This is a genomic window from Pseudomonas antarctica (assembly GCF_900624995.1).
GTDB classification, from domain to species: Bacteria; Pseudomonadota; Gammaproteobacteria; order Pseudomonadales; family Pseudomonadaceae; genus Aquipseudomonas; species Aquipseudomonas antarctica.
In genome coordinates, this window is record NZ_UYXQ01000080.1 from 1 (window position 1) to 18,635 (window position 18,635).

Consider the following 18,635-nt stretch of genomic DNA (forward strand, 5'->3'; position numbering starts at 1 on the left):
GTGGTGGCCCAGCTCGGCACCAAGGGCTCGCTCGATCAAGGCCTTTTTGAACGCCATCGACGCATCCTGAATGGCTTCGGCACTCATCGGGCCGCTGACGAACTGGTCGATCAGCTCTTTTGGAATGGCTGGAAGGTCACGCTGGGCCCTGCGGGCCGGTTTCTTTGTGGTTGGCATACATGCACCTCTTCAACATGTTATGCCCGAACACAAAATTTATGACAGTCCCTGTAAACGCAGAGCCCATGTGGGAGCAAGCCCACTCCCACATTTTTGATCCGGCCTATTCAGTGAGATTCGCCCAGCAGCAACCCCTGCTCGCGCGCGCACAACTCCACCACGTAATCCCACAACACCCGCAACCGCACCGACTTATGCAGCTCACGGCGCGAGCTGATCCAGTAGCTGCGCTCAATCCCCTCGCCCGGCAACAACGCCACCAACTCCGGATCACCCGCCGCCATGAAGCACGGCAACACAGCAATGCCCAAACCCGAACGCGCCGCCTGGTGCTGGGCGATCACACTGGTGCTGTGGAACACCACCTTGGGGTTACGGCAGAAGCTGCTAAGGAACTTCAATTCCTGGCTGAATAGCAGGTCGTCCACGTAATCAATCCAGGCGTGCACAGCGAGGTCTTCACGTTTCTCGATGGGCGGGTTGCGCTCCAGATAGGCGCGGCTGGCGTAGAGCGCGAGGCGGTAATCGGTGAGTTTGCGCGTGACCAACTGGTCGACGCTGGGCCGTTCCAGGTGGATGCTGATTTCCGCTTCACGATTGAGAATACTGACGAAGCGCGGCACGGCCACCAGTTCCACCTCCAGCCCTGGATAACGGTCGAACAGCCCGCCCATGCGACTGGCAAGGAACATCACGCCTAAACCTTCGGCCACGCCAAGGCGGATCTTGCCCAAGGGTGCGGCGCAATGGGTGAGTTCGTCTTCGGCCAGCAGCGCGACGTTTTCCATGGCTTCGGCGTGTTTGAGCAGGGCTTCGCCGGAAGGCGTCAGCTCGTAGCCCTGCGCATGCTGCACGAACAGCGCAGTGCCAAGGCTCTTCTCGATGGCCTCAATGTGCCGCGCCACGGTGGCATGCGTGGTTTTCAGGCGCTGCGCGGCAGTAAGCAGGCGGCCACTGCGTTGCAACTCAAGAAAAAACCGCAGGTCATTCCAGTCGAACATGTCGCCTCCAATGCGAGAGCGTGAGCCGCGCTGTTTAAAAACGCACAGCAGCTGGGTAAAAACTAACATTTTTAAGACGAAAACTAACAACTAGGATGGAGCCAATAAGAAAAACAAGCGAGACCACAGATGCCCATTGCAGCTGCTGAATACGATTACGTGGTAGTTGGCGCCGGCCCCGCAGGCTGCCTGCTGGCCAATCGACTGTCCGCCAACCCTGCCCATCGCGTGCTACTGCTCGAGGCCGGTGGCCGCGACAATTACCCCTGGATCCATATCCCCGTCGGCTACCTGTTCTGCATCGGCAACCCGCGCACCGACTGGTGCTTCAAGACCGAAGCCCAGGAAGGCCTGCAAGGCCGTGCGCTGAGTTACCCACGCGGTAAGGTGCTGGGCGGCTGCTCGTCGATCAACGGCATGATTTATATGCGTGGCCAAGCCCAGGATTACGATGGCTGGGCGGCCCAGGGCAACCCGGGGTGGGCCTGGAAAGACGTGCTGCCACTGTTCAAACAGAGCGAAAACCACTTTGCTGGCGGTTCACAATTTCATAGCGATGGCGGCGAGTGGCGCGTTGAGCAACAGCGCCTGCACTGGCCGATCCTGGATGCCTTTCGTGATGCTGCGGCGCAAAGTGGTATCGCGCCGATCAGCGATTTCAACACGGGCGATAACGAAGGCTGCGGCTACTTCCAGGTCAACCAGAAGGCCGGAGTGCGATGGAATGCGGCCAAGGCGTTTCTCAAGCCGATCCGCCAGCGGCCTAATCTGACTGTGCTGACCGACGTCGAAGTGGACCGCGTGGTGCTGGAAAACGGCCGCGCCTGCAACGTGCTCGGGCGTCAAAACGGCCAACAGATGAGCTGCAAAGCGCGCAAGGAAATCGTGCTGTGCGCCGGTTCCGTGGGCTCGCCGGGTATCCTCCAACGCTCAGGCATTGGCCCGTCCAACGTGCTCAAGCCGTTGGGTATCGACGTGGTGCACGAACTGCCGGGCGTGGGTGGCAACCTGCAGGATCACCTGCAATTGCGGCTGATTTACAAACTGGAAAACGCGCGCACCCTGAACCAGATCGCGGGCACCGTGTGGGGCAAGATGGGCATGGGCCTGCGCTACCTGTATGACCGCAGCGGCCCGCTGTCGATGGCGCCCAGCCAGCTCGGCGCGTTTGCCCGCTCCGGCCCGGAACAGGCCTCGGCCAACCTTCAATACCATGTGCAGCCGTTGTCCCTGGAGCGCTTTGGCGAGCCTCTGCACGCGTTCCCGGCGTTTACCGCTTCGGTCTGCGACCTGCGCCCACAAAGCCGTGGCCGTATCGATATTCGCTCGGCCAACCCGGCGGATGCACCGTTGATTCGGCCCAACTACCTCAGCCATCCGGAAGATTTGCGGGTAGCTGCCGATGCGATCCGCCTGACTCGGCGCATCGTGGCCGCACCCGCCTTGAGCCAATTCAAACCGGTGGAATACCTGCCGGGCGATTCACTGCAAACCGAAGAGCAACTGCACGAAGCCGCCGCGCGTATCGGCACGACGATCTTCCATCCGGTGGGCACCTGCCGCATGGGCTGCGACAAAGACGCGGTGGTCGATGCCCAACTGCGCGTACATGGTGTGCCCGGCCTGCGTATCGCCGATGCCTCGGTAATGCCACGCATCACGTCCGGCAACACCTGCTCACCGACACTGATGATTGCGGAGAAAGCTGCGCAGTTGATCCTTTCGCCGAACACAAGGAGCCTCGCCCCGCAAAGAGAAACGGTTAATGCAATCTGAATAGCGGCGCCGCACCCGGCGCCGACAGTGGAACAACAATAAATAATCACTGTGAGGGTTACCCGATGTCAGAACATGCTCAACCCCTGAGCTCGGCCGTCAGCGCGAGCACCGGCAGCGAATCAAGAAAAGTCATCTTCGCCTCGTCCCTGGGGACGGTGTTTGAGTGGTATGACTTTTTCCTCTACGGCGCCCTGGCGGCCGTGATCAGCAAGCAATTCTTTGCTGGAGTCAACGACACCACGGCGTTCATCTTTGCCTTGATGGCCTTTGCGGCCGGCTTTGTCGTGCGGCCGTTCGGCGCGCTGGTGTTCGGCCGCTTGGGCGACATGATCGGGCGCAAGTACACCTTTCTGGTCACCATCATCCTGATGGGCGTGGCGACGTTCTGTGTCGGCCTGCTACCCACCTACGCCAGCATCGGCATTGCCGCGCCGGTCATCCTGATCGTGCTGCGCATGTTGCAAGGCCTGGCATTGGGCGGTGAGTACGGCGGCGCAGCCACTTATGTGGCTGAGCACGCGCCGGCCGGCAAACGCGGCTTGCACACCAGCTGGATTCAATCCACCGCCACCCTTGGCCTGCTGCTGTCGCTGCTGGTGGTGCTGGCCTGCCGGTACTTCACCGGCGACCAGTTCGAAGTCTGGGGCTGGCGCATTCCGTTCCTGTTTTCCATCGTGCTACTGGGCATTTCCACCTGGATCCGCATGAGCCTGCATGAGTCGCCCGCGTTCCTGAAAATGAAAGAGGAAGGCAAGGCAAGCAAATCGCCGATCCGCGAATCCTTCGGCAAATGGGAGAACCTCAAGGTGGTGCTGATCGCGCTGTTCAGCATCAACGGCGGGCAAGCGGTGACGTTCTACGCGGCACAGTTCTACGTGCTGTTCTTCCTCACCCAGTTCCTGAAGATGGACCCGGCCCTGGCCAACATGCTGCTGATTATCAGCGTGGTGATCGGTGCGCCGTTCTTTATCCTGTTTGGCTGGCTGTCGGACAAAGTCGGCCGCAAGCCGGTGCTGATGCTCGGCCTGCTGCTGGCGACCGCGCTGTACTTCCCGATCTTCAAGGGCCTGGCGCATTACACCAACCCGGCGATGGACCAGGCCAGCCACCAGGCCCCGATTACCGTGCTGGCCGACCCGGCCACCTGCACCTTCCAGTTCGACCCGGTGGGCAAGGCGCGGTTTGATAGCCCCTGCGACAAGGTCAAGACCTTCCTGGTCAAGCAAGGCCTGCCGTACAGCAGTTCCGCCGCCCCAGCAGGCAGCCCGGTGCAGGTGAGCGTGGGTGATGTGCGCATCGACGGTTTCGACGAAGCGGCCCTGCGCGGCGCAGTGACGCTGGCCGGCTACCCGACTTCGGCGGACGTGGCTCAGGTCAACAAGGTCATGGTGGTGGTGCTGATCGTGGTGCTGATCCTGATCGCCGCCATGTGCTACGGCCCGCTGGCGGCGTTGATGGTGGAACTGTTCCCGACGCGTATCCGCTATACCTCGATGTCGCTGCCTTACCACATCGGTAACGGTTGGTTTGGCGGGTTCCTGCCGACTGTGTCGTTTGCCCTGGTGGTGTACACCGGCGATATTTTCTATGGCCTGTGGTACCCGGTAGTGGTCACCGGGGTGAGTCTGATTGTGGGGTTGTTCTGCCTCAAAGAAACCCGGCATGTGGACATCGATAACAACTGATCTTCAAAACGCAGAAGATCCCCTGTGGGAGCGGGCTTGCCCGCGATGGCGGTGGTTCAGTCGCGGCTGTAATGACTGACACATCGCTATCGCGGGCAAGTCGAATCGTCGCACCGCCGCTCCCAAATTTTGGGCTGCAGCGCCCACATAATTTGCTGTACATCCATACAGATAAAGGTTGCTCAAATCCTTCTGACTAAGCATCCTGCAAGGCATCAACCTGATCTGATGTGATGACCATGCGGCTGTACCTCTGTGAAAAACCCTCCCAGGCCAAAGATATCGCGGCCGTGCTCGGCGCCAGCCGGCGCGGCGACGGTTGCTGGTTGGGCAGTGGCGTCACAGTCACCTGGTGCATCGGCCACCTGCTGGAAACCGCCCCGCCCGATGCCTACGACGCCAAATACAAACGCTGGGTGCTGGCCGACCTGCCGATCGTCCCGGAAAAATGGAAGATGCAAGTCAAGCCCAAGACCGCCAGCCAGTACAAGGCGGTCAAGCGTTTACTGGGAGAAGCCCAAGACCTGGTGATCGCCACCGACGCCGACCGTGAGGGCGAGATGATCGCCCGAGAGTTAGTCGAGCATTGCCGTTATCGCGGGCCGATCCAACGGCTATGGCTGTCGGCGCTGGATGACGCCTCCATTCGCAAAGCCCTGGCCGCGCTCAAACCGGGCGCCGAGACCTTCAGCCTGTATCACTCGGCCCTGGGTCGCTCCCGCGCTGACTGGCTGATCGGCATGAACATGAGCCGCTTGTTCACCTTGCTCGGGCGCCAATCCGGGTATCAGGGCGTGTTGCCGGTAGGTCGGGTGCAAACGCCGACCTTGCGCCTGGTGGTAGACCGCGACCGCAGCATCGCCAATTTTGTGCCGGTGGCTTACTGGGCTATCGATGTCGACTTGCGCTACGAGCGCATGACCTTCACCGCTCAATGGCGCGCCGCTGAGGATGCATGTGACGACCAAGGCCGCTGCCTCAACCCGCCGTTGGCCAAGGATGCTGCCGACGCTATGCGTAACGCCGCCACCGCGCGCTTGGTGAAGCTGCGCACCGAGCGTATGCGCGAGGTCGCGCCCCTGCCCTTCGACCTCGGCACCCTGCAGGAAATCTGTTCCAAGAAACTCGGCCTCGGCGCTCAAGAAACACTGGATATCGCCCAATCCCTTTACGAAACCCACAAGGTCATCACCTACCCGCGCAGCGATTGCGGCTACTTGCCGTTAAGCCAGCACGTTGATGCGCCGACGATTTTGGCCGCGTTAGGCCGCGCCGATCCGGCAGTGAACGCGCTGATGCCGCATATCGACCCCCAACGACGTTCGCGAGCCTGGAACGACGCCAAAGTCAGCGCGCACCACGGCATCATTCCCACCGGCGCAGGCAAGGACGTCGGGCAGCTCACCGGTAAACATCGCGCGGTCTACACCCTGATTCGCGCGCGCTACCTGGCGCAGTTCCTGCCCAACCATGAGTACGATCGCACCCAGGCGGATTTCGACTGCGCCGGCCAAGCCTTGCGTGCGGTGGGCAAAGTCATCATCGAACCGGGCTGGAAACGCGCCTTGCCCGAAGCGCTGGCACCCGCAAAAGGGCGCGAGGCACCCGCGCCGCAAGCGTTACCGACGCTGGTGCAGGGCCAGGATTACACAGTGGACAAGGTCAATCTCAAGGACCTGTGGACCCAGCCGCCCAAGCCGTTCACCGAAGGCGACCTGATCAAGGCGATGAAAAACGTCGCCAAACTGGTGGAAGACCCGCTGCTCAAGCAAAAACTCAAGGACACCACCGGCATCGGCACCGAAGCGACGCGCGCCGGGATCATCCAAGGCTTGCTGGATCGTGGTTATCTGGTGAAGAACGGCAAGGCGCTGTCAGCGACTGCGGCGGCGTTCAGCCTGATCGACGCAGTGCCACGCGCCATCGCCGACCCGGGCACCACCGCGATCTGGGAACAGGCGCTGGACATGGTGCAGAGCGGTGAAATGAGCCTGGAGGAGTTCGTCGCCAAGCAGGCGGCGTGGATGAGTAAGCAAGTGGCGCGCTGCAATGGCATGCGCATGACCATCACCGGCCCGGCCAGCCCCACTGGCCGAGGCGCCACACCGTGGAAAAACAAACGCAAGGCCGCGCCCCGCAAGGCGACAGGCGCACCCAAGCGGGCAAAAAAGCCGACAAACGCCGGGTAAACGTTGAATAAATCCAGGGAATGACGTTTTTCGACGGGTTTAATGCCGCTTTGGGCCTTGTTCCGGCGTGGGCCGTCTAGGATTCTTTAGGGACCTGCTGACTACCTAAAAACAACACCGGAGTGGCCGTCATGAAAACCGTCGCACAAGTGCTCAAAGCCAAGGACCAGAAAAACCAGGAGGTCCACACCATCAAGTCGCACCAGACGGTGATGGAGGCATTGATCCAGATGGCAGCCAAAAACGTCGGGGCCTTGCCGGTCGTGGACGAAGGCAAAGTCGTCGGCGTGATCAGTGAACGCGACTACGCCCGCAAGCTGATCCTCAAGGGCCGGTCTTCCGCGACAACCGCCGTGAGTGAAATCATGAGTTCGCCGGTCATCACGGTCGACAAGCACCAAAGTGTCGAAAAGTGCATGAACATCATGACGGACGGTCACCTGCGCCACTTGCCGGTGGTCGAAGATGGCAAGCTGGTCGGCCTGCTGTCCATTGGTGACTTGGTGAAAGAAGCCATTGCCGAACAGGCTGACCTGATCAAGCAACTGGAGCAGTACATCCGCGGCGAATAGGGGAACCCATGCTCGACACGCTGGAACATCAAGAAGACCATCTCGACACCCTGTACCGGGCCTTGGCTGAACGGCGCTTAGTGGTACTGACCGGCGCGGGAATCAGCACGTCGTCGGGCATCCCGGATTATCGCGACAGCGAAGGCGTGCGCCGAGGCAAAGCGCCGATGATGTACCAGGAGTTCCTGGCCACCCCACAAGCACGGCGCCGTTACTGGGCACGGGCGATGCTGGGTTGGCCACGGGTGCGTATTGCACAACCGAACAAGGCTCACCTGGCGTTGGCGACGCTGCAGCAACGCGATCGCATCGGTGGGCTGATCACGCAAAATGTCGATACCTTGCATGATCAGGCCGGCAGCCATGATGTGATCGAGCTGCACGGCAGCCTGCACCGCGTGCTATGTCTGGATTGCCAACTGCGCAGCGAGCGCGATGTGATCCAGCGGGTAATGGAAGATCAAAACCCGTACTTGGCCGGTGTCGATGCTGTGCAGGCCCCCGATGGCGATACGCTGCTCGATCCAGCCTTTGAAGAGCGCTTCCAAGTCCCGCACTGCCCGCACTGCGACGGTCAACGGCTGAAACCGGACGTGGTGTTTTTTGGTGAAAACGTCGCCCAGGCGACGGCGGCCAAGGCCATGGCTGCGGTGCAGAACGCTGAGGGTTTACTGGTGGTCGGCTCCTCGCTGATGGCCTATTCGGCGTTTCGCCTGTGCAAGGCGATGGCGGAGCAAGGCAAGCCGGTCATTGCCATCAACCTGGGCAAAACGCGCGGGGATGAGTTGCTGCAGGTAAAGATCGAGGCATCATGCGAGCGGTTGTTGCCTCTGCTGGTCGAGCGATTGGGACAGTAGGAACACTGCAGATCAAAAAATGTGGGAGCGGGCTTGCTCGCGAAAGCGGATTGTCAGTTAACAAATGTTTAGCTGACACACCGCATTCGCGAGCAAGCCCGCTCCCACAGGGTTTGTGTGTTGGTTCGACTATCGTGCCCTTCGACCAACCGCACAAAAAATGACGCCCAAGTCACGTTTTCCCGCATTCTCCCGTCCTTGCTGCGATTTATGTAGCGCCAGAAAAAAATCACTACATAACCGTTGACGTAACCTTTTTGTCCTTGCATTATCGAGACGTCTCCCGGATCGGGAGTGTTGGTAACACGTGTTTTGAACAAGCTCGTCTGACCGCCGAGCTGTTTTTTCCGGATGTGCACTGCCCACAAGGCAGATTGATGAAGCTGACCGGCCCGAAGGGATCGGTACAAGGAGCTCAAACGCTGCTTGTCTTCGTTATGAAACCATTGCGTAGCAGTTCATCAGCAAGACTACATGCATCAGGTTCGAGACCCTGCCCGTATTCGGCAGACCGTCACTGACGCCCGGTTTTCAACGCCGGAGACAACTAAGCAGTTTTAACGAATCAACTGATAGATCGCCAACTGGTCAAGGGGCTTACACATGAATTTGAACAACCAACCTACTATCGATGAATCGGCTGAGATGTTCGCAGCGCAGAAAGACACACTCGACGACCATATCCTGTGGATTGGTAAATCGGGTGAAGTCAACATTGACTGCCTGGCGCCCCATACCGAAGAAGCTGAGTTCGACCGCAATCACCGTGAACTGGCGGCGCGCCTGAAGATGTACCGCCGCGGCCAGGGTTATGTTGGCAAGAAAGCGGCTGCCGATCGCAACTTTATCGAGCAAGTTTTCCACACACTTAATACCGAATGGCAGAACCTCAAAGGCCAATCGCAGGTTAAAGTGATTGATAGATACTTCTGATCACTGCGCATTAAACATTCAAGCCCGCTTGTTTATTCAAGCGGGCTTTTTAATACCCAGTTTTAATGAACCTTATATCAAAGCGGGAAACCGGCCCTTCGCTGCTTCATCGCGAAAAATATCAAACAACACCTGCGCTGCTGCCGACAGTTCATACCCGGGTTTGGTCAGCACCCCAATTGGCCGCTCGATGACCGGATCGCTCAAGGTGATGCACCGTGCGCCCGCCTCCTCCATCTGCCTTGCGCACAATGCCGGTACAGCGCTGACGCCCAGACCACTGGCGACCATCTTGCCCACCGTTGCCAACTGATGGCTTTCGAGCGCCACCGGCAATTTCATCTGCAAGGCGCCCAGGTGCTCTTCCAGCATTACTCTGACTGTGGAGGGCCGCTGCAAGGTAATAAACGGCTGTTCCAACAAAGTCTTCCAGTCGATTTCGGTACGCAGGGCCAAAGGTGAATCACCCGGCACCACGGCAATAAACCGGTCCAGGTACAACGGCGTAAATGCCAATGACGAACCTTCGGACGGTTCGAACGCCACGCCCAACTCCACCTGACGGTCGCGGACCATCTCCAGCACCTGCTCGTTGATCAGGTCATGCACCGTCACGTTCACCTGAGGGTAACGTGCGCGGAATACCTTCAGGATCGGCGGCAGCAAGTTGCCCGCAAACGACGGCATCGCGGCCACTGTCACCCGACCACGCTGCAGGGTGAAGCGCTGGCGCAGTTCATCCTCGGCATTGTCCCAATCGGCGATCAAGCGACGCGCCAATGGCAGCAACGACTCACCTTCAGGCGTCAGCGCGACATTGCGTGTATTGCGGCTGAACAAGCGGCCGCCCAAGCCTTCCTCCAACCCCTTGATCGTCAGGCTCAGCGCCGACTGGGAAAGGTGCAGGCGCTCGCAGGCGGCGGCGAAACTCAGGCTCTGGGCCACGGCAAGGAAGGCACGCATCTGTTTGACGGTCATGAGGCTGCTCCTGAGGACGGGTCGACTATGCTGTTTTCTAAATCAATCAACCTTAAAAAACAACTTAACAAATCAATCCGTCGGCGCAACACTCAAGGCATTGGCTGGCCCACAAACAATAAAAGAGGTGCATATGGCAGGTTTCGATAAACGCGTGGCGTCCTACGAAGAAGCGCTGGCAGGCCTGGAAGACGGCATGACCGTACTCTCCGGTGGTTTTGGTCTGTGCGGCATTCCGGAAAACCTCATTGCCGAAATCAAGCGCAAAGGCACCCGCGACCTGACGGTGGTTTCCAACAACTGCGGCGTCGACGGTTTTGGCTTGGGTGTGCTGCTGGAAGAAAAGCAGATCAGCAAAGTGATCGCTTCCTACGTCGGTGAAAACGCCCTGTTCGAGAAGCAACTGCTCATCGGCGAAATCGAAGTGGTGCTGACGCCCCAAGGCACCCTGGCGGAAAAAATGCGCGCAGGCGGTGCAGGCATTCCGGCCTTCTTCACCGCCACCGGCGTCGGCACCCCCGTCGCTGAAGGCAAGGAAACCCGCGAATTCAACGGCCGTGCGTATCTGATGGAAGAATCCATCACTGGCGACTTCGCTATCGTCAAAGGCTGGAAAGCCGACCACTTCGGTAATGTCATCTACCGCCACACCGCCCAGAACTTCAATCCGCTGGCCGCCACCGCGGGCAAGATCACCGTGGTCGAAGTTGAAGAAATAGTCGAACCGGGCGAGCTGGACCCGGCGCATATCCACACCCCAGGGATTTACGTCGACCGGGTCATTTGCGGCACCTTCGAGAAGCGCATCGAACAGCGCACCGTCCGCAAATAATCCGCCAGCCCAAATAATAAGGAGACAAACAATGGCTCTCACCCGCGAACAAATGGCTCAACGCGTCGCCCGCGAAATGCAGGACGGCTTCTACGTGAACCTCGGCATCGGCATTCCCACCCTGGTGGCCAACTACATTCCCGAAGGCATGGAAGTGATGCTGCAATCGGAAAACGGCCTGCTCGGCATGGGCCCGTTTCCGACCGAAGAAACCATCGACGCCGACATGATCAACGCCGGCAAGCAGACCGTGACCGCGCGTATCGGCGCCTCGATCTTCTCCTCCGCCGAATCCTTCGCGATGATTCGCGGCGGCCACGTCGACCTCACCGTGCTTGGCGCATTCGAGGTAGACGTTCAGGGCAACATCGCTTCGTGGATGATCCCCGGCAAATTGGTCAAAGGCATGGGCGGTGCCATGGACCTGGTGGCCGGTGCGGAAAACATCATCGTGATCATGACCCACGCGTCCAAGGACGGTGAGTCCAAGTTGCTCAGCCAATGCAGCCTGCCGCTGACCGGCGCCAAGTGCATCAAGCGTGTGTTGACTGACCTGGCTTACCTTGAAATCGAAAATGGCGCTTTTGTCCTCAAGGAACGCGCACCTGGCGTCAGCGTTGAAGAGATTGTGAGCAAGACCGCCGGTAAACTGATCGTCCCGGACCACGTTCCAGAAATGCACTTCCAGTGAGGACAGATTCCATGCAAGACGTCGTGATTGTTGCTGCCACCCGCACCGCCGTGGGCAGCTTTCAAGGTTCGCTGGCCAGTATCCCGGCACCGGAACTGGGCGCCGCCGTGATCCGTCGCCTGCTGGAGCAGACCGGCCTGGACCCGGCCCAAGTGGATGAAGTCATCCTCGGCCAGGTACTCACCGCAGGCAGCGGCCAGAACCCGGCGCGACAGGCGTCGATTCTGGCTGGCCTGCCCCACGCCGTACCGGCGTTGACCCTGAACAAAGTCTGCGGCTCGGGCCTCAAGGCCCTGCACCTGGGCGCCCAGGCGATTCGTTGCGGCGACGCGCAGGTGATCATCGCCGGCGGCATGGAGAACATGAGCCTGGCGCCGTACGTATTGCCCGCCGCGCGCACGGGTTTGCGCATGGGCCACGCCAAGATGATCGACAGCATGATCACCGACGGCCTGTGGGATGCGTTCAACGACTACCACATGGGCATTACCGCCGAGAACCTGGTGGACAAGTACGGCATCAGCCGTGAAGCGCAGGACGCCTTTGCCGCCGCATCCCAGCACAAAGCCACTGCGGCAATCGAGGCCGGGCGTTTTGTCGATGAGATCACCCCGATCCTGATACCCCAGCGCAAAGGCGACCCGGTGGCCTTTGCCGTGGATGAACAGCCGCGCGCCGGCACCACGGCCGAGTCCCTGGCCAAGCTCAAGCCCGCGTTCAAGAAAGACGGCAGCGTCACCGCTGGCAACGCTTCCAGCCTCAACGATGGCGCCGCCGCGGTGTTACTGATGAGCGCCGACAAGGCCAAGGCCCTCGGCCTCCCCGTTTTGGCGCGTATCGCCAGCTACGCCAACGCCGGCGTCGACCCGGCCATCATGGGTATCGGCCCGGTCTCGGCCACCCGCCGTTGCCTGGACAAAGCCGGCTGGAACCTGGGCGACCTGGACCTGATCGAAGCCAACGAAGCCTTCGCCGCACAATCTTTGGCGGTGGGCAAAGAGCTGGAATGGGACGTCGACAAGGTCAACGTCAATGGCGGTGCCATCGCCATCGGCCACCCGATCGGCGCATCAGGCTGCCGCGTACTGGTGACCCTGCTGCATGAAATGATCAAGCGCGATGCCAAGAAAGGCCTGGCGACCCTGTGCATCGGTGGCGGCCAGGGTGTCGCCCTTGCCCTCGAGCGCAGCTGATTTAAAGAGCAACATGAGAGGAGGCCCGATTCCACGAAAAATCGGGCCTTTTCTTTTTTTACGCGGTATCCCTGAAAACCACAGCCCAACTGTCGGAGCTGCAGTGCTAGTCAGTCCGAGGCACTGCAAACACCGCGTTCGCCCGCGCAACTACCTTTTCCCCCACCTGCAAGCTCACCGTGGCAAACGCCATCTGCCGCCCTCGTTTGTGATGCTCCAACCGCACCACGATCCATTCCCCCACCTGTACCGCCCCGAGGTAATCCAAGGTCATACTCGCGGTAATCAACGGCAACGGCGGCTCACTGGAAAACGCCATCGCATAGCCCATGCCGATGTCCGCCAGGGTCGCCAACACCCCGCCATGCACCGTGCCGCGCCCATTGGCATGGCGATTGTCAGCGCGCAGGCCGATTTCCAATTGGAGGCCTTCGCCCCGGCAATACGCAGGGCCTAGTAAGTCAAGAAGCGGACTACTGCGTGGCAGCGAGACAAATCCTTCGGGCACGGCGTGAGCGATCATGGCGAATTCTTCCTTGGAGTAAAGCTTGAGATGTACGCCTGGCCTTACATGGCAGCCATCACCATCAGCCACGCAAATCCCATGCGATGCTTTGCGTAAATCCGCCAGACCCGATTCAATCGCGCTTAATATCCCCAGCACATCCCAAGGAACTGCAATGCGCCACTTGGACGGCACACCAAAACCCCTTCTTTTGATCGTGCTGCCCAGCTGCCCGCCTAAGGAGCACGCTCGCCACAATGATCAGCGCTTCATGCAGCGCTGATACCGATCATCCACGCGCTTGGCAAACCAGGCCGTGGTCAGGTTGCGAGTGATCTTCGGACTCTTGAGCACGATGCCCGGCAAGATAGCCCGTGGCATTGGTTTGCCGGCAGCTTTATCAGCCAGGGCAAACACACGTTGGTAGAGGGTGGTTTGCTCAAAATCGAGTTGCTCCCCCTTCTCCAACTGGCTGCGGATGGTCGGGTTGCGCATGTCCAACTTCGCCCCCAGCGAGCGCACCGCCAGCTCAGTGGTGCCCGGCAGCAACGAACCATAGCGGATCAAGTCGCCATCCAACGCCAGCTCGGTGCCGGTGACACGGCTGACCGCCGCCTGAAAGGCGGCGTTGCGGCTGGCGTACCAACCGGCGTTGAAGTCAGCAAAGCGGTAAAGCGGCTGGTCATAATTGACCGGGTAGCCCAGCAAGTGGGCGATACCGAAATACATGCCACCGCGACGCGTGAAGACTTCCCGGCGAATCGTGCCATCCACCGTGTAGGGATAACCCCGCGCCTGTTTCTGCGCAAAGTCGATGCTGACCTGCATGGGGCCTGCGGTATGCACCGGGTTGAAACCGCCAAACAAGGTATTGCCCAAAGGCACCACGCTGATGAAATCGTCAAAGATCCCACTCAGGTCCTTCTCCGTGCGCGCAGCTTTCAAGCGATCGGCGTAGGACTTACCCGTGGGCGAGCGCAATTGCAGCGCGCTACGTACCACAAAGGCCGGCACATGGACCTTGCCGGCGCGCCGCAGGATTTCATCCTGGGCGATCTTGCCCATGTTTGGCACAGGCGGGTCGACTTGGTAGGTGGATTCTTGCTCGGTCACCGCAAGAACGGCGCAGATATTTTCGGTGCTGGGGTAGATCTTCTGTGCGTCGAAGGCGGTGTAGATGTCCTGGGCCCAGCCTTTGCGGTCCGGCACCGATGCCGGCAACAGGCGCACAACCTGCGCTTTCACCTCAGCCTCGCTGCGCTCCGGCTGTTGCGGGCTGCGTGAAGTGGAGCAACCGGCCAGCACCAGCAACGTGGTGAGGCACAGGATCAGGCGGCTTGAATACATGGGGTTTCCTTGGCTAACGACGGGCCTGCATTGCGCATATCGACAGGTAAGTCTAACCGGGGTTCGCCGACATGCTGCACTCGCCAGCCGCAAACTAACGTGACAGGATCTGTCATCGACCATTCCTACAGGAGTTTGAATGCCATGCTCAGTGTGAACTTCCTCGTCACCTGCCTGATCGTCGTGCTGATCCCCGGCACCGGTGTGATCTTTACCGTGTCCACCGGCCTCACCGCCGGCAAGCGCGCCAGCGTGTTTGCCGCGCTGGGCTGTACGGCGGGCATCCTCCCCCACTTGCTGGCGTCGGTGCTCGGCCTTTGCGCGCTGCTGCACACCAGCGCGTTGGCGTTTGAAGCACTCAAATATACCGGCGTCGCCTACCTGCTCTACCTGGCCTACGCCACCTGGCGTGATCGCTCGGCCTTCGCCATGAATGACGCACCGACGGTCGCCACGGCGCGCGGCCTGATGCTGCGGGGTTTCTTGTTGAATATTCTCAACCCGAAACTGACGATTTTCTTCCTGGCCTTTCTGCCTCAGTTCGTCACGCCAGGCGGCACCGCGCCCGCCTTGCAAATGCTGGTACTGAGCGGAGTATTCATGGCCATGACATTTGCGGTTTTCGTGATCTATGGCCTGTTGGCCAATGGCTTCCGCCGCGCGGTGATTGAATCGCCACAGGTACAGAACTGGCTGCGCCGCAGTTTTGCCGCAGCCTTTGCCGGGCTGGGCCTAAACCTGGCATTTGCGCAGCGCTGACAAGGACTACTGAAACATCCCACGCAACAGCCGGATAAGCTCTACAGATACCGCCTGAAAACCTCTGCAAAGTCTTTCGCCTGATCACACAGTGCGAGGGATTGCAGATGGTTTTTTTCGTTAAAGCCCAGGTTTTTGGGGCTGCCTTTTGATCGCCGCCACCAGCCAGAACATTGGCCTTCTGGTGCTGGCCGCCATGGATTCCAAGACGCGCGACGTCGAATCCGTCCTCGGCGATTTCAGGCAATGCCTCAACACCTACGACGCCTGGGCAGAAAGCTTTTTCAGCTTTTCGGCACTGGATGTCGAGCAGGTATTCAAGGTCGGGGATGAGGTGGCGCTCGTCGCGCCGATCGACCGCTCTATCCTGCCCAGCACCACCGTTGCAGCGTGCAAGCAAGACGGCACCCTGACCCTGGTGCATATGTTCCAGAGTGCTCGATTCGTGCCCATTGGCAACACGCCAGTGATGTTGCAGCGCATCGACCCCGACGGTGGTCCGCTGGGCGAGCCGATTTATAAAACCATCGGGCCCAGCGGCATTCTGGAAATCACCGAGTGTGATCGTAACCAGAAGTACCGCGTCAGCTTCTACCCCAACGTTTCCAAAGAACACTTCAAGGCGCTGTATGCCTCCTACCAGTCGGTCATTGCACCGCTGGAGGACTGGCTGCGCCGTGAGTAGAACGGCACCTTTGCGCCGCTGTGGAAGAACTACTCCGAGGCAAATTTCCTCAAACGCTACCTCTCGCTGCACCAGGCGTATGCCAAAGGCTTTGGCGATGCACTGACCGCACTCTGGGACACGGTCAAACAGCTGGTTGAGTGGCTGGCGCACCCACTGGCGAACGCCGAAAAGCTGCTGCACTACCTGTCCCAGGCCGAGCTCGAAAAACTGCTGAAGGTCAGCGCCGAAACCCTCGCCAAAGGCCTGCTGGTGCTGAGCGATGAGCCGTTGCTGTTCATCTACTTGGCAGCAATGGTCAGCTGGATGCGGATGATGCCGCCGCCGTACATGAATGAGTTGCTGGGCTCGATCAGCGTCGAAGTACTGATCAACGTGCTGCTGGGCCTTGCCACTGCCGGCATGGGTATTGTGATACGCCTGAGCACCAAGGTGCTGGGCGGCATCAAGTCTCGCCGAGCGCGCGAGTGGCTGGAACACATGGCCAGCCAGTTCAGCAAATCTCGCCTGGATGCCCATGTTGAGGCGTCTAAGCCGATATTGCTCGCAGGGCCGGCGACGTCGATCAACACGGTAGCGGGTGCGCCGTTGAAGGTTGGGGAGAACCTGGTGGCGAACGCGGTGCCAGCGGTTCGCAGCACGTCGCAGAAGACGACGTTGGTGCGCCAGGAACATGTCGATGATGTGCCGGCCGCAGCGAAGAATCCGCAGGGAGATGCAGCGGCGCCTGCGGACAAGACCGCCACTAATGGTTGCCCGGTGTCGATGGTCACCGGCGAGGAATTGCTGACCCTGACTGACGGTGCACTGGACGGGATTTTACCGTTTGAGTGGACGCGCCTGTACCGCACCAGTGCGGTGGACGTGGATTGTGGGTTGGGGTTTGGTTGGAGTCATGCGCTGGCGCAGCGGTTGGTGGTTGGCGGTGATTCGGTGGTTTGGACGGATCATGAAAATCGCAGTACTGAGTTTCCGTTGCCTACTGTGGCTCGGCCCGCGATTACCAACAGCTTGGCCGAAGCAGCGATCTACTTGGGGTCGCTGCCTGATGAATGGGTGCTGGCCCAGGCATCACGGTTTTATCACTTTCGCGACGGTGTGCTGACGGCGATCAGCGATGCGTATGACAACCGGCTGCGGATTTCTCGTGATCGTTTGGGGCGGGTTGAGCGGCTGGATAACGGTGCGGGGCGCTCGTTGTTCTTGCGCTATGAGCTGGGTCGCATTGTGGCGGTGGACTATCAGGTTCATCGCGCCAAAGGGCGAGAGCCGTATGTGTGGGTGACCGAGCAGAACGTCGCTTCCTACGCCTATGACGAGGCGGGACGACTGGTTTCGGCGACCAATGCCGTAGGTGAAAGCGAGGTTTATCGGTACGACGATCAGCACGTCATTCTTGAGCGGCAATTGGCCGGTGGGGCGAGTTTCTTTTGGGAGTGGGAACGGGCTGGTAAGGCGGCGCGGTGTGTCCGGCATTGGGCCAGTTTTTCGCAGATGGACACGCGCTATGTGTGGGAGGACGGCGGCAAAGTCACGGTTCATAACGCGGATGGCAGCCAGGAAGTTTACGTCCATGACCAGCGGGCGCGGCTGGTGCAGCGCATTGATCCGGACGGCGCTGAGTATTTCAAATCCTACGACGCCAAGGGTCGACTGACGGTTGAGCAAGACCCGCTCGGGGCGGTGACGGCGTATCAATACGACGAAGCCGGGCGTTTGGTGGCGCTGTTTCCTGGCGAGGATGAACCGACTTCCTACGAGCATGATAATGGGTTCGTACGGGTCGTACGGCGTGGTGAGGCGGTTTGGAAGTACGAGCGTAATGAACAAGGCGACGTCACGCGTAAGACGGATCCTGATGGCCACGTTACGGACTACACGTACAACAAACACGGCCAGTTGATTGGGGTGTGGTACCCGGATAACGGGTGCCATCGGCTGGTTTGGAATGAGCGTGGGCAGCTTGTCGAAGAGCAACTGCCGAATGGCGGGGTTAAGCGCTATCGCTATGACGATGTTGGACGAAAGGTTGCTCGCGAGGATGAGCATGGCGCGCTGACCCAGTATCAGTGGGACAGTGTGGGCCGGTTGATACGTGTCGTACTTCCAGGCGGCGCCACGCGGGAATACAGCTACAACCCCTACGGAAAAATCACCGCCGAACGCGATGAACTGGGCCAGGTCACCCGCTACGAATACGCCGACGGCCTGCACCTGATCAGCCGGCGCATTAATTCTGACGGCACCCAGGTCAACTACCGCTACGACAACGCCCGGTTACTGCTGACCGAGATCGAAAACGAAGTCGGTGAAACCTACCAGCTTGATTACCACCCCAACGGGCTGATCCAGCAGGAAATAGGCTTTGACGGGCAGCGCACGGCCTACGTCTATGACCTCAACAGCAACCTGCTGGAGAAAACCGAACACGGCGACGATGGCAGTCAGC

General features: G+C 59.8%; 14 protein-coding genes and 2 pseudogenes. 11 read left to right on the forward strand and 5 right to left on the reverse strand.

Going from position 1 to position 18,635, the window contains the following annotated elements:
- Positions 1-177 (reverse strand): annotated as a pseudogene (locus E0F99_RS22925) (IS256 family transposase); the annotation flags it as partial.
- A 110-nt stretch (positions 178-287) separates the two neighbouring features.
- Positions 288-1,181, reverse strand: a complete 894-nt coding sequence (locus E0F99_RS22930; protein ID WP_083359158.1) for a LysR family transcriptional regulator — start codon at positions 1,179-1,181, stop codon at positions 288-290.
- A 129-nt stretch (positions 1,182-1,310) separates the two neighbouring features.
- On the opposite strand from E0F99_RS22930, the gene E0F99_RS22935 reads away from it, so the two are divergent.
- The 6 genes from E0F99_RS22935 to E0F99_RS22965 all read left to right on the forward strand — a co-directional run bounded on the left by E0F99_RS22935 (position 1,311) and on the right by E0F99_RS22965 (position 9,196).
- Entirely contained in the window at positions 1,311-2,957 is a 1,647-nt protein-coding gene (locus E0F99_RS22935) for a GMC family oxidoreductase (RefSeq protein WP_083359159.1), read from the forward strand.
- A 65-nt stretch (positions 2,958-3,022) separates the two neighbouring features.
- Positions 3,023-4,645 (forward strand): MFS transporter, encoded by a 1,623-nt coding sequence (locus E0F99_RS22940; RefSeq protein ID WP_083359160.1) that lies wholly within the window; start codon positions 3,023-3,025, stop codon positions 4,643-4,645.
- Positions 4,646-4,884: 239 nt separating this feature from the next.
- Positions 4,885-6,834 carry a DNA topoisomerase III gene (locus E0F99_RS22945; RefSeq protein WP_083360466.1) on the forward strand — a complete coding sequence of 650 codons (1,950 nt, stop codon included), beginning with the start codon at positions 4,885-4,887 and terminating at the stop codon, positions 6,832-6,834.
- Positions 6,835-6,965: 131 nt separating this feature from the next.
- The gene (locus E0F99_RS22950; RefSeq protein ID WP_083359161.1) at positions 6,966-7,406 is read left to right on the forward strand and encodes a CBS domain-containing protein; all 441 of its coding nucleotides are present in this window, start codon (positions 6,966-6,968) and stop codon (positions 7,404-7,406) included.
- Positions 7,407-7,414: 8 nt separating this feature from the next.
- Positions 7,415-8,263: an NAD-dependent protein deacetylase gene (locus tag E0F99_RS22955; RefSeq protein WP_083359162.1), complete on the forward strand. Its 849-nt coding sequence runs from the start codon at positions 7,415-7,417 to the stop codon at positions 8,261-8,263.
- A 603-nt stretch (positions 8,264-8,866) separates the two neighbouring features.
- Positions 8,867-9,196: a hypothetical protein gene (locus E0F99_RS22965; RefSeq protein ID WP_130908942.1), complete on the forward strand. Its 330-nt coding sequence runs from the start codon at positions 8,867-8,869 to the stop codon at positions 9,194-9,196.
- A gap of 72 nt (positions 9,197-9,268) precedes the next feature.
- Here the strand turns inward: E0F99_RS22965 and E0F99_RS22970 are convergent, their stop codons facing one another.
- On the reverse strand, positions 9,269-10,174 hold the full coding sequence (locus tag E0F99_RS22970) for a LysR family transcriptional regulator (protein WP_083359165.1): 906 nt from the start codon (positions 10,172-10,174) through the stop codon (positions 9,269-9,271).
- Between the two features lie 133 nt (positions 10,175-10,307).
- Here E0F99_RS22970 and E0F99_RS22975 point away from each other — a divergent pair, with 133 nt between their 5' ends.
- Genes E0F99_RS22975 through E0F99_RS22985 form a run of 3 tightly spaced genes read left to right on the forward strand, consistent with a single transcriptional unit; the run spans position 10,308 to position 12,890 of the window.
- Positions 10,308-11,006, forward strand: coding sequence for a CoA transferase subunit A (locus E0F99_RS22975; RefSeq protein WP_083359166.1), 699 nt, complete (start codon positions 10,308-10,310; stop codon positions 11,004-11,006).
- Positions 11,007-11,037: 31 nt separating this feature from the next.
- Positions 11,038-11,697 carry a CoA transferase subunit B gene (locus E0F99_RS22980; protein WP_017135011.1) on the forward strand — a complete coding sequence of 220 codons (660 nt, stop codon included), beginning with the start codon at positions 11,038-11,040 and terminating at the stop codon, positions 11,695-11,697.
- A gap of 11 nt (positions 11,698-11,708) precedes the next feature.
- The gene (locus E0F99_RS22985) at positions 11,709-12,890 is read left to right on the forward strand and encodes an acetyl-CoA C-acetyltransferase (protein WP_083359167.1); all 1,182 of its coding nucleotides are present in this window, start codon (positions 11,709-11,711) and stop codon (positions 12,888-12,890) included.
- A 106-nt stretch (positions 12,891-12,996) separates the two neighbouring features.
- Here E0F99_RS22985 and E0F99_RS22990 read toward each other — a convergent pair whose 3' ends face one another.
- Positions 12,997-13,413, reverse strand: coding sequence for a PaaI family thioesterase (locus E0F99_RS22990; RefSeq protein WP_083359168.1), 417 nt, complete (start codon positions 13,411-13,413; stop codon positions 12,997-12,999).
- Between the two features lie 243 nt (positions 13,414-13,656).
- On the reverse strand, positions 13,657-14,742 hold the full coding sequence (locus E0F99_RS22995) for a DUF1615 domain-containing protein (protein WP_083359169.1): 1,086 nt from the start codon (positions 14,740-14,742) through the stop codon (positions 13,657-13,659).
- Positions 14,743-14,886: 144 nt separating this feature from the next.
- Here E0F99_RS22995 and E0F99_RS23000 point away from each other — a divergent pair, with 144 nt between their 5' ends.
- Entirely contained in the window at positions 14,887-15,501 is a 615-nt protein-coding gene (locus tag E0F99_RS23000) for a LysE family translocator (RefSeq protein WP_083359170.1), read from the forward strand.
- A gap of 196 nt (positions 15,502-15,697) precedes the next feature.
- Positions 15,698-18,635: pseudogene (locus tag E0F99_RS23005) on the forward strand (DUF6531 domain-containing protein); the annotation flags it as partial.

Coding starts and splice junctions, on each gene's coding strand:
- E0F99_RS22930 (WP_083359158.1), bottom strand. CDS start 1,181: ATGTTCGACTGGAATGACCTGCGGTTTTTTCTTGAGTTGCAACGCAGT.
- E0F99_RS22935 (WP_083359159.1), top strand. CDS start 1,311: ATGCCCATTGCAGCTGCTGAATACGATTACGTGGTAGTTGGCGCCGGC.
- E0F99_RS22940 (WP_083359160.1), top strand. CDS start 3,023: ATGTCAGAACATGCTCAACCCCTGAGCTCGGCCGTCAGCGCGAGCACC.
- E0F99_RS22945 (WP_083360466.1), top strand. CDS start 4,885: ATGCGGCTGTACCTCTGTGAAAAACCCTCCCAGGCCAAAGATATCGCG.
- E0F99_RS22950 (WP_083359161.1), top strand. CDS start 6,966: ATGAAAACCGTCGCACAAGTGCTCAAAGCCAAGGACCAGAAAAACCAG.
- E0F99_RS22955 (WP_083359162.1), top strand. CDS start 7,415: ATGCTCGACACGCTGGAACATCAAGAAGACCATCTCGACACCCTGTAC.
- E0F99_RS22965 (WP_130908942.1), top strand. CDS start 8,867: ATGAATTTGAACAACCAACCTACTATCGATGAATCGGCTGAGATGTTC.
- E0F99_RS22970 (WP_083359165.1), bottom strand. CDS start 10,174: ATGACCGTCAAACAGATGCGTGCCTTCCTTGCCGTGGCCCAGAGCCTG.
- E0F99_RS22975 (WP_083359166.1), top strand. CDS start 10,308: ATGGCAGGTTTCGATAAACGCGTGGCGTCCTACGAAGAAGCGCTGGCA.
- E0F99_RS22980 (WP_017135011.1), top strand. CDS start 11,038: ATGGCTCTCACCCGCGAACAAATGGCTCAACGCGTCGCCCGCGAAATG.
- E0F99_RS22985 (WP_083359167.1), top strand. CDS start 11,709: ATGCAAGACGTCGTGATTGTTGCTGCCACCCGCACCGCCGTGGGCAGC.
- E0F99_RS22990 (WP_083359168.1), bottom strand. CDS start 13,413: ATGATCGCTCACGCCGTGCCCGAAGGATTTGTCTCGCTGCCACGCAGT.
- E0F99_RS22995 (WP_083359169.1), bottom strand. CDS start 14,742: ATGTATTCAAGCCGCCTGATCCTGTGCCTCACCACGTTGCTGGTGCTG.
- E0F99_RS23000 (WP_083359170.1), top strand. CDS start 14,887: ATGCTCAGTGTGAACTTCCTCGTCACCTGCCTGATCGTCGTGCTGATC.